Consider the following 11,294-nt stretch of genomic DNA (forward strand, 5'->3'; position numbering starts at 1 on the left):
TACTCCTTCCTTAAAATTAGGACAGTGAATCAGGCTTTCGGCAATTACGCCGACGCGGGCGGATATATATACAGTTCCAGACTGTATGCACCACTGACGCCGTTTCCCGGCAAATGGTAAACTTTTTTACTGTTAGCGTGTTTAATAGAAAAACCGCCGCCGGGGTCCCCGGTTCCGCATCCGTCTAAAATAACCAGCGTTGCTTTCGCTGCCGTCGCTTCCGCCAACGTCAGCAGATGATTCACACTACGCCGGGACACGTCGGTTTGCTTTACGATCGCAAAAAATTTTTCCGCCGCCTGGCAGCCGACACCGATTAAAGCCACGCCGGGCCCGCCTGGATAGGTTATGATACATATATCGGGCGTGATAAACTCCATTTGGCTTTGCGCCGCTTGAAGGCGTTCATAAGGGGAACCGATTATGCCGCCCCCGGCTTCCTTCACCTTCTCACTGCTTGCACTAAAGCCAATTACCTCAACCGCCTCAATCGCAAACAGCCTGCTTTTTTGGGCCAGCCAAGAGTCCAGTGCCACCGGATCACAAATCTTTGCCAGTGCTTCCTTTTCCGCTTCGATCTGCTTATGCAAACGGCTGATTGCCGCCAATAAGGCTTGGTGGCGGCTGCCAATATCACTAGCGGCGTTGCCATATCCCACAACCAATAGGGAAAAAAGTGAACTTACCACCATTCGAAAAACGAATATAAGCAAATTACTCCCTCTTTTCCTCTTTACTGAAACGGTAGTGCCGTTCTTTGGTATTCGTTTTGAATTTCAGCCATTTTTCCGCCGCACAGCCTTCTTTTTGCGCTGTGATGGCGATTAAATCAGCAACCGATATTTCCGGCGCCTGTTCGGCTTTCATTATTTTGGCAACTTCAGTCCCCCTGATGCCTTCATTGGCAATCGCTTCCACGATATTCCGTTCATTTTTATATACTTGTTCCGGCGAAAACTCATATACATCAAATTCCAGACTTTCCCCGGATACGCCAATTACCCTTACCGGACGCTCCAAAACAGCAATCAGTTCTTTCTCGATTGCGGTTAAATTAATCCTCGCTATTTTTAGCCCCGTTATTTTGACAACGGTCTTATCAACATAAACAATCACGCGGTTACAACCCATTAGTGACCAACCCCGGCTTTCCTATTTCACTCAACACGCTTTGTTGTTTGCCCACCGGCTGCAAGAGTAGCGGCAGCACCACTCCCCCACTTACGGAGAAAGGATGTTTTTTACACGATATTGCGCCAATATGGCTTGGGCAACTTTGGTTGCTATCCGCTTTAAATCCAATTCCCCGGCCAGGTTTTCCAAAACGGCCTTGGCGCCGCCAACCGCCTCAACCGTAGGCCCCGGCAAGGTAACAAGCAGCTTGTCTTCATATTTACCCACTACGATTTTCGCCAAAAGATGACCATTGCTGCCGATTATCTCGACGGCTTCACTGCTTTCCAGGAGTTCCTCCACCGCCGTATGCGTGCAATCTACGGCTAAATCGCTGTTAAACGCCCTGCCGCCGCCGGAACCCCCGGTGAGAAAGATAAGGCCTTGGCCGCTGCCCCAGCCCCGGATTTCCTTTTGAATCTCCTCTTTTACATCCTCTGCCGGAACCGCTCTGACAATTCTGCAGGCCGGCCAGCAGCCAAGCACCAGTTCCATAATGCGAGGGGAATTGGTATCCAATACCAGTCCGTTTTTAATTTCGTCGCCGGTGGGGATAATAATAACTTCTTCCATTATTCTGTAAGTCACCCCTTATTCGTCTTCAGGCCGGTTTTTCTCCTCTCATTCCTGCCTCGGCTCTATATAGGGATTACCACTCTTTGTATCACTTGCGTACTCGGAAGCCGGGTGGCATTTTCAACTCCCGGAATAATGGCATCGGCTTTGGCGATAATTTCCTCGCGGCTTAATTGGGGCACAGTGTCCAGCATCGTATCGACATGGATGCCGATGGCTGCCAGTTCCAGCCTGGCGGCAGGTGTGATATTCTGCGGATTTAATTCTACACCATACGCGGCTGCCACATGCAAAACAGCCGGTGAGCAACCCAGTTCCCGGGCCGGCCTTAAGCCAAAATCAAGGGCAGCCAATATGGTTTTGGCTAAAACGTCTTTCGGCGCAACAATACAGGGCAGTTTTGCTTTTAAAGTCTGGGCGTATACTCCCGAATTATGCGCCGTATCACCCGGCTTGCATTTCATAAATTGCTGAGAACGGCTATAATCTTCTACAATCGTGCAGCCAATACCCACGGAAATCTCTTTGCCGGTAATCCCCCATAGGATATCCTCATCCTTAAGCACCTGCAACTGGCCTAAAATCGGCACAAGCATCTCTTCCATGGTTACACAGTCCATAACTTCCGTGCCGGAATTGTTATTCACTACCCGGCCGCTAATGGCAACATTGTGCAAGGGTACCAGTTTGTGGGCCGGATCCGGCCCAATAAACAGTTTCTTATCGGGAAAAATTTCATGGCCCATCCGCAGATGCGGTTCTTTTTTACATGTTTCCGCGGTAAATTTCCGTTCTTTGCAATACAAGAGGCCAAATTCGGGATGAATTTTCCCGCCGTCGGCAGCGGCAAACGCGATGATGGAGCCCGCGACACACAGACCGTCACTTGTTGTGGTATAGGAATTTTCCATATCGAAAACATTCATGGCCGTCGGGCAATGAAAATGCTTGGCCATAATTGCCAGACCCTCATGGATTTCCATTCCAGCCTGTCTAAACTCACCGACATCGACGTAGGCGATATTAACCGGCGCACCGTGTTTAGGGCCACACCCCTTGGGCAACAGTCTGACTGTTATTTTGCTGCACCCCATAAATCCACCTCATTTTAAAAGTTTTATAGTAACGTACGCTTAGTGCTCCCCGAGTCGGGGCCGCCGATCGTCAATTTCTGTGAAACCTGTCAGTTCTACATCTTCCGTAGGGTGTAATATATTGGTATTTTCCAGTATGGCTTTCACCGGCTCGCCGTTTTCATCAAAACCTTTGATAATAATGGTGTGCATTGTTTCCGGTATTCTTGGCACCACAACAATCTCTACATTTTTGATGCGATTGTCGGCGGCAATTTCCGCAACGGCAAATTCCACTCTCCCGGTGCGGAGCGACTGGAATTTCGCGTATTTTAAGTTCTCAATTCCTTTAATAGCCACTGTTTTAAAAGGAAAACGGTCATAAACAGCGGCCTTAAGTTTAATAATCCAATCAGGCAGGCTGGTATGCATGGCTCTCATCTGTGAAATTCACCACCTATATACATTATTTTAATCCAGGCAGGTCATTGCCGGCCGGTTGAGTAACAGCACATCAGGAAGGACGCCGCAATGACCAAATCGTATTCCTTTCATAGAACAGCCTGTCACGGCCAGCGGCGGCGAATCCTCCTGAAATTCTTTATTGTCCGGGCGTATGTTATTTATAGTACGCCCCGCCAATGAATTACCCGCTTACGCATTGGATGCGGTGGAACCCCGGAATGATTTTGCAAAGACCGCTACCAGCAAAGCACCGGTGACGGCCAGGCCGCCGGTTAGGAAAAACGCGCTCGAGAAGTTGCCGGAAACCTGTACGATATAGCCGGTAATGCTGGGGGCAAATATGCCGGCGGTATTTGACAGAAAGTGGACAAAACCGCCTACGCGGCCTACGCTGTCGCTCTTTACCGAGTCCTGGATCACCGCCCAGTAGGACGGGGTGGCAAGGTATGCAAAAAAGATGCCGAATGACATTAATAGTACCGCGGCCGTGGTCGTTGACACCATGCCGCAAATGGCGATAGAAGCAGCCGCCCCGGTCAGGCATATGGATATAACTAATTTTCTGGCCAAAACCAGATCACCCAGTTTTTTGACCAGATAATCGGATATAAAACCGCCGCCGGCATAACCGAGCGCCCCAAATAACCAGGGAATGACACTGACAATAGCCATGTTTTTAATGCTCAGGTTATGGGCCATTACCAGGTAACTGGGAAACCAGGTGAGGAAAAAATATGTTGCATAATTCGTGGCAAAAAACGCTACGATCGTGGCTAAAATGATCGGCTGTTTAATATAGTAACCAAGTGGCAGCTTTTCCGAAACCTGCACGGACGTAACTTTGCCGGCTTCAATTTCTTTTAACTCTTCCGGCGAAACTTTGGGGTGATCCTTAGGAAGATCCGTTACCATCCTGCACCAGAAGATGGACCAGACAAAGCCCATAAGCGCCAGCGTAATAAAGGAAATCCGCCAGCCATACTGAACGGCAATGAGTCCCACAATCGGCCCCGCCAATGCCGCCCCCAGAGACATCCCGGTGTCGGTAATGCCTTTGGCCTTGGCCCGTTCGGTTGCCGGGAACCAATTATTAATCATTTTATTGGTAACTGAGCTTACCGGCCCTTCCCCGGCGCCAAAAATTATGCGAAATATCAGCAGCGAGGCAAAGCTCCAGGCGACGGCCGGCGCAGCGGCAAATATCGACCATAGTATCAAAGCAATCGTAATCGTTTTCTTCGGGCCCCAGATGTCGGATACATAGCCGCCGACAAAACAAAACACTGCATAGCTTGCAAAAAAGCCACTAAATAAAACACCCATCTCGGTGGGCGAAAGGTCAAACTCCTTCATAACATACGGGGCAACGATTGATAGGGAAGCCCTGTCCACATAGTTAATAAATGTCAGCAACACCATCAGCATCAGAACTACCCAGCGGTATCTTTTCATTGTCCAACCTCCTTGTAATGCGAATACCTTGCTTTACTCCTTAGCTGGCAGTCCAGCCGCCGTCAATAACTATGTCGGCACCCGTAATATAGCTGGCACGCGGGGATGCCAGGAAAAGAATCAATTCGGCAACCTCTTCCGGAGTTCCGGCCCGGCCCATAGGCGTACGCGACTCAATCAACTGCCGCCAGGAATCATCCCCCAGTACTTTCTGTACCATCGGTGTACTAATAAAAGCCGGCGAGATGGAATTGATTCTAACTCCGCTCTTAGCCCATTCATTCGCCATCCCCTTGGTGAATTGTCTCACCCCGCCTTTACTGGCGGCGTATATTGTCCTTTCCGGCAACACGATATGTCCCTGCAGCGAACTCAAGGTAACAATCGCGCCCGAGCCTCTGGCAACCATAGCTTTGCCGCATTCCACGCAGCTGAAAAAAGATCCTTTCAGATTAATGTCAATAATATAGTCCCAGTCTTCTTCCGTATAATCCAGCGCTAATTTTCGCACATTTACGCCGGCGCAATTTACCAGCACATCAATACGGCCAAAACGCGCCAGTACCGTCTGAACCATTCTCTTGATATCACTTACTTTGCCAACATCGGCGCTGGCATAGCTGGCTTGATACCCTTTACCGACAAGTTCCTCGGCGTATTCCTTACACTTTTCTTCGTTTCTGCTAATAATAACGCAATGCCCATCCTCTTCGCAAAACCGCTTAACCGCCGCTCTGCCTATTCCTTCACTGCCCCCGGTAACCATGACAATTTTTCCACTAAACTCTTTCACCATGACTAATGCACCTCCCGCTTTGATTCGTTCCTTCGCCTGTCATAAACTAGTTGCAAGCCTGACGCAGCCTCGCCATCCCCTCCTTGTTTTCCTAATAATAAAAATATGGCAATGCTCAAAAACCCAAAAGCAAAGTCATTGTTATCATAATTGGGCCTTTGTTCCATATCAGCTTAGATATATGTATTTCTCAAGAGTCGCAATTTTAAAAAACCATCAAAACAAGAATGTACCATTCCATTATCAAATTTATTAGATTTTATTTTTTTAGTAATTTTTACATTATTCGCCAATAAAGCTTAGCATTACTAGGCAAAAACCCATAATTCGTTCGTTATTATTTGATTTTTTTCGTTGTTTATTAATCTTATTATATTTTTTCGGAATTTGTCATTCCATTTATAAGCATATTTCGTTTCAATTTTTATTTTTCCTGCTGGTAATTTATAATTGTTTTATTTTTTTGATAAATTGTTTTATAGTCTTGGCATTACCAAATTTTCTTAGCAGGTGAACCAGAAAATGCAGAAAAGGGATGTGAAAAACGACATCTTTGCAGGTCGTTTTTTACACCCCTTTTTCTGCTGGTATCAACATTTACCGAAACTAAAGCCAAACTACCGTTGAAATCATACGGCAGCTTAATTTGACGGTCTGTCAGCCAAACAGAATATATATTCAGCGGAAATTTTCCGCGCTGTGTCAATTACAGCGGGAATTAGCCTGGCAATTGTTTCCGGCGTCATTCTTACCTTCGGAGCCGTTACACTTAAAGCAGCTACCACTTTGTTGCCAACCCCAAATACCGGCCCGCCAACACAACATAGCCCTAGATAGAACTCTTCATCATCAATGGAATATTTTTTTCCCCGGGTTTCTTTAATTATCTTAAGCACTTCTTGTCTGTCGACATTCGTATACGGAGTTAACTGCGGTATTGATTCAGGCAGAATCGCCATTACCATCTCGTCGGGAAGATCGCACAAGAGACTTCTGCCTAACACCGTGCAATAAAGCGGGTAACTGTCATTAAACGTAAAGTTCGGGCGCAGCAGGTGTTTTGATTCTACCAATTCAATATAGGCACATTTATCATGGTTGCGGACCGCCAAATTGACACTTTCCCCAAACATGCCATTCAATTCAACCATATGCTTCCTGGATTGTTCACGCCATTTTACAAAACGACTGCATTTCGTGGTAAACTGTAGCATTTTGGGAGTTAAGCGGTATTTCTTATTGTCCGGGTTCTGGTACAAATAACCCATAAACTCAAAAGTATTGACAATTCTTTGCACGCTGCTCCCCGGCATGTCCGTAATATGCGCTAATTCCGTTATACTAAATTCATCATAATCCTGAAAGCAATCAAGTATATTCAAGCCTTTTACCAGTGCATGGATTTGATATTTTGTATCATCATTTTTTTTCATAATATCCCCTTCCCTTTCCCTAATCTTGTCGCTATAACTGGTAACATTCCATTAGGCATAGGCCCTGCTCGCCTAGCCCTCGATTCTGTCAAGCAAAAGTATTCCAAAATAGCCGTTATAACTCACCAAAATTAGCGAGCATACATTTCAAGATACTTAGGGTTAGAATACCACAAAAAATATATTTAATAAAGTGCTGTAGTTTCCTTCCTGCCGCCCCTTTCCCCTCTCCTCCGGCAACCCAGTGCCGTACTCCATGATTATAGTGATTAATTTGTTTGTAGAACGGCCCCGATAGTTTCTACAGCCACTTTATCGATTCCATTGAAAAGCAGTTTTGGTTGAAAAACACTGGATGAGGCCGTAAACCAATTCCCCAACGCTTACGTAAAGCATTTTGAACTCCGCTCGGGGGAAATCGGTTTGGTCTAAATTGGTAATGATCCTTTCATAAGAATCATGAAAAAAGAGCAGGGTATCTTTTTGGATACTCTACTCTTTTTTGATAGGTATTGCGTTTTCCTAACTTAATGACATTGCCCGCCGGGGATGCATTTCTTGCTTCTACTTGCCGCTAAAACCTGGTTTCCTTTTTTCGATAAAGGCCGACATCCCTTCGGTCTGGTCTGCAGTGGCAAAACATAACCCGAAGGCTTCCGCCTCATAGGCTGTGCCTGAGGCAAGATCCATCTCCAGCCCCTGGTTGACCGCCGCTTTACACAGTTTTACCGCCACCTCGGCCCGGGACATAATCCTTTCCGCCAAGGCTCTGGCCTCATTAAGCAAGTTATCCGCAGCAGTTACTTTGTTTACCAGCCCCAGCCGGTACGCTTCCTGGGCATCAATGATATCACCGGTATACAGCAGCTCTTTCGCCCGGCCTTTGCCAATCAAACGCGGCAGCCGCTGGGTGCCGCCAAAGCCGGGAGTAATCCCCAGCCCCACCTCAGGCTGGCCAAACTTAGCCTTTTCCGAGGCTATCCGTATATCGCAGGCCAGCGCCAGTTCGCAGCCGCCGCCAAGCGCAAACCCGTTAACAGCGGCAATGACCGGCTGAGGCAGGTTATCCAGTTTGGCAAACACGCTTTGACCGAATTTACCGAAATTACGCCCCTCCACTGCCGTCAAACCACGCATCTCAGCAATGTCGGCCCCGGCGACAAACGATTTATCACCGCTGCCGGTCACGATAACCACGCTAATGGTTTTGTCCTGGGCGATACTGTCCAACAGGCTGTTTAATTCTGTAAGCAGTTCCGTGTTTAGGGCGTTTAATGCCTGGGGCCTGTTCAATGTAATCAGGCCAATGCCATTACCTGCCTCATACAGCAGATTATTAAATTGAGTCATAAACTGCACCTCCAACCTTTTTTGCTTAACTGTAATTATAGAAGCCTTTACCTGTTTTGCGCCCTAAATAACCAGCCTGAACCATTTTTTTCAAGAGCGGGCAGGGCCGGTATTTGGGATCGCCATAACCATGATACAAAACCTCCATGATCGACAAAACCGTGTCATTGCCAATCAAATCCGCTAACGCCAGCGGCCCCAGCGGATGGTTAAATCCCAGCCTGGCTACCTGATCGATATCCTCAGCACTAGCAACCCCCTCCATCAAGGTGTAAACCGCCTCATTAATCATCGGAACCATGATGCGATTGCCAACAAAGCCTGGATAATCTTCCACCTTTACCGGATTCTTATCCAGTTTTTCAGTCAGCGTCCTGACGGCGGCAAAGGTGTCCGCGCTGGTGGCCAAACCGCATATGATTTCCACAAGCTTCATGATGGTGGCAGGATTGAAAAAATGCATGCCGATAACCTTATCCGCCCGTTTGGTATAGGCACCGATCGCCGTTATTGGCAGGGAAGATGTGTTGGTGGCCAAAATAGTATGGGCAGGGCAAAGCTTGTCCAACAATTCAAAAACCTCACGCTTGATGCCGGCATTCTCCACAGCCGCCTCAACCACCAAATCCACATTGCAGATCGAGGTATCAAGCTCGACAGCGCCCCTGATGCCTATCATGGCAGCAGCCTTTTCATCTGGAACCAGTATACCTTTTTCCACCAATTTATTCAAGTTCCGTTCTATCCGGGCTATTCCATTTTGAACAAATTCAGGCTTAATGTCCTGCAAAACAACAGCAATACCATGTTGGGCCATAACCTGAGCAATACCACAACCCATTTGACCGGCACCAATAATGAGCACTTTACTTATTGCATGTATTTCCAAAATGATTTCCCCCTCTGTGGCTTTGAATAATTCTGCAATGCTTATATTAACGTAATAAGCTGCCGGCAATAACCATCCGCTGCACCTGATTGGTGCCTTCATAAATCTGGGTAATTTTCGCATCCCGCATCAGGCGCTCCACCGGATATTCGCGGCTATAGCCATAACCGCCGAAAATCTGTACCGCATCGGTGCTGACCGCCATAGCCGCATCGGCAGCGTACAGCTTCGCCATCGCTGCCTCTTTGGCATATGGCAAACCCTGATCTTTTAAATAGGCCGCCCGGTAAACAAAAACTCCTTTTCTCATCCCGCTCGGCCGCACCTGGCGCCACTGCCTTTTCGGCAAATTCACGAACTAGTTTTTGCATGGTTTTTTGCTCGTCAGTAAGCTCAAACTGCATACTTTCATCTCCCAGTTTAATAGTGAGGCCACTTGCGCCTATACAGGTAATATCGCAAAAATCATGCCAGCCAAACAGCACCGTAAACGTTAAAAAAATCACATAAATAAGTAATTATGATGAAAAAAATCATCAGCAAAATTGGCAGCGTTAATAAAACCGCGAACTTATTCTGATGCTTATTTTCATCTCCTTAGATGCCAATAAGCATCTTTTTTTTAAAAAAGCAATCCAGTACTATAATTCACAGCCGGACAACGTCAGTTCCTGGGCCTGCATCTATAAAAACTGCTCAAGCAGAATGCAGATCACCAGGCCGTCCACCATACCATTGAGCAACAGGTAGCGCAGCAGCGGCGGCAAATGGTTAAACACCGCCTGCGGTAAAAACATTACTCCGACCCCTACCATAAGCGCTATCCCCGCTATATACATTTCCCGGTTAGTCAGATCAACCTTCGCAAACTCTTTTAACCCCATCCCCAGAATCAAACAAAAAACAACAAACATCACCGCATTGCCGACAGCAGGCGGTATGGCGGCAAAAAATACGCCAACCTGCGGAAAAAGTCCCAATATAGTGATTGACAGGGCCCCGGCAATAAAAGGCTTTCTTGACGCTACGCCGGTCATTGCCGTAAACCCGATCGCCGATGCATACGGAATAAAGCCGATGACCGCCCCCAGGCCGGCAAAAAGGTCTGACACACCGGTAAAGACCGCACCACGATTGAACATTGCCGGTGTAAGAGGCTCGCCCGTCACTGTGCTCATCCCTAAAATACTGGCAACTAAATTGGAAAAAAGCAGTAAAGCGGCAATAACGCAGGTCAGCACAACCCCGATATCAAAGGTGGGCATACCCCAGGCAAATATTTCAGGCCCAGCGGGCAAAGGGGCTCCATATTGACTGGCCTGCGGCGAAATACCAAGGCTGAACGCCGTAATCCAGCCCAGGCCAGCGCCAAGGAGAACGGCTATACGCTGGATAAAGCCCCTGCTTTTCAAAGTGATCCACAGGATCAAACCGGTTGTAATGGCAAAAACAAAAAAACTGGTGAAATCCACCATCTGCTGGGCGCTGCTTATGCCCAGCATGCCTTGTATCATGGCCGGACTCAGCTGCAGGCACATCAGCACCAGAAAAACGCCATTTACCAACGGGCTGAAAACCCTGGCAACCATCCCCGCCATACCGGTTACGCCGATGAAAACGCACACGATCCCGGCGATGATAAAGCCCATTTCAATATCGGTTCGCAGCACAGCCAGACTTTTTCCCAGACTCGGTGCCGCCGTGGCCAAAGTAATGAGTACACCGTACCACAACCCTGCCGGCCCTTCCATGATGGGAAAACGATGACCCCATACCGCCTGGAATAAGGATAAGATTCCGCACAGAATAAACGTCCGCTGCACCAGACTGGCTAAACCAGCCTGGTCAAGCCCCAGGTATCCGCCTACAATGACCGGCAGAATAGCAGCATTGGCCAAAAAATAGGTCAAATGCTGCAAACTATAAGAAACCAGCTCCTTTAGCGGCATATCATCCTGTAAACCATATCTCAGCCCTGACGGCGGCGTACCTTTCCGGCCCATGCTTAGTCCTCCTATATCGTCACTACTGTATCTTGCCAGCTTAGCGGCTGGCATCTATTCATATTGCAATAAGCATGCCAACAA

At 47.7% G+C, this 11,294-nt stretch carries 12 protein-coding genes and 1 pseudogene; all 13 read right to left on the reverse strand.

Annotation, left to right across the window (positions count from 1 at the left end):
* Positions 1-44 precede the first annotated feature (44 nt).
* The 13 genes and pseudogenes from ACZ481_RS16935 to ACZ481_RS16995 all read right to left on the reverse strand — a co-directional run bounded on the left by ACZ481_RS16935 (position 45) and on the right by ACZ481_RS16995 (position 11,210).
* Positions 45-692, reverse strand: a complete 648-nt coding sequence (locus ACZ481_RS16935; protein WP_464766528.1) for a hypothetical protein — start codon at positions 690-692, stop codon at positions 45-47.
* Between the two features lie 22 nt (positions 693-714).
* On the reverse strand, positions 715-1,131 hold the full coding sequence (locus ACZ481_RS16940) for a hypothetical protein (RefSeq protein ID WP_464766529.1): 417 nt from the start codon (positions 1,129-1,131) through the stop codon (positions 715-717).
* 90 nt (positions 1,132-1,221) lie between these two features.
* On the reverse strand, positions 1,222-1,746 hold the full coding sequence (locus tag ACZ481_RS16945; RefSeq protein WP_464766530.1) for a molybdopterin-binding protein: 525 nt from the start codon (positions 1,744-1,746) through the stop codon (positions 1,222-1,224).
* Between the two features lie 65 nt (positions 1,747-1,811).
* A complete protein-coding gene (locus ACZ481_RS16950) occupies positions 1,812-2,843 on the reverse strand; it encodes a hypothetical protein (protein WP_464766531.1) in 1,032 nt (343 codons plus the stop codon).
* Positions 2,844-2,882: 39 nt separating this feature from the next.
* On the reverse strand, positions 2,883-3,263 hold the full coding sequence (locus ACZ481_RS16955; protein WP_464766532.1) for a hypothetical protein: 381 nt from the start codon (positions 3,261-3,263) through the stop codon (positions 2,883-2,885).
* 30 nt (positions 3,264-3,293) lie between these two features.
* Positions 3,294-3,464 (reverse strand): hypothetical protein, encoded by a 171-nt coding sequence (locus ACZ481_RS16960; protein ID WP_464766533.1) that lies wholly within the window; start codon positions 3,462-3,464, stop codon positions 3,294-3,296.
* Between the two features lie 12 nt (positions 3,465-3,476).
* On the reverse strand, positions 3,477-4,739 hold the full coding sequence (locus tag ACZ481_RS16965; protein ID WP_464766534.1) for an MFS transporter: 1,263 nt from the start codon (positions 4,737-4,739) through the stop codon (positions 3,477-3,479).
* A gap of 40 nt (positions 4,740-4,779) precedes the next feature.
* Positions 4,780-5,535 (reverse strand): SDR family NAD(P)-dependent oxidoreductase, encoded by a 756-nt coding sequence (locus ACZ481_RS16970; protein ID WP_464766535.1) that lies wholly within the window; start codon positions 5,533-5,535, stop codon positions 4,780-4,782.
* Between the two features lie 641 nt (positions 5,536-6,176).
* On the reverse strand, positions 6,177-6,968 hold the full coding sequence (locus ACZ481_RS16975) for an IclR family transcriptional regulator (protein WP_464766536.1): 792 nt from the start codon (positions 6,966-6,968) through the stop codon (positions 6,177-6,179).
* A gap of 564 nt (positions 6,969-7,532) precedes the next feature.
* Positions 7,533-8,318, reverse strand: a complete 786-nt coding sequence (locus ACZ481_RS16980; protein WP_464766537.1) for a short-chain-enoyl-CoA hydratase — start codon at positions 8,316-8,318, stop codon at positions 7,533-7,535.
* A 25-nt stretch (positions 8,319-8,343) separates the two neighbouring features.
* Positions 8,344-9,207, reverse strand: coding sequence for a 3-hydroxybutyryl-CoA dehydrogenase (locus ACZ481_RS16985; RefSeq protein ID WP_464766538.1), 864 nt, complete (start codon positions 9,205-9,207; stop codon positions 8,344-8,346).
* A gap of 46 nt (positions 9,208-9,253) precedes the next feature.
* Positions 9,254-9,505, reverse strand: a pseudogene (locus tag ACZ481_RS16990) (acyl-CoA dehydrogenase family protein); the annotation flags it as partial.
* Positions 9,506-9,890: 385 nt separating this feature from the next.
* A complete protein-coding gene (locus ACZ481_RS16995) occupies positions 9,891-11,210 on the reverse strand; it encodes a purine/pyrimidine permease (RefSeq protein ID WP_464766539.1) in 1,320 nt (439 codons plus the stop codon).
* Positions 11,211-11,294 lie beyond the last annotated feature (84 nt).

This window comes from Sporomusa intestinalis (genome assembly GCF_055383785.1).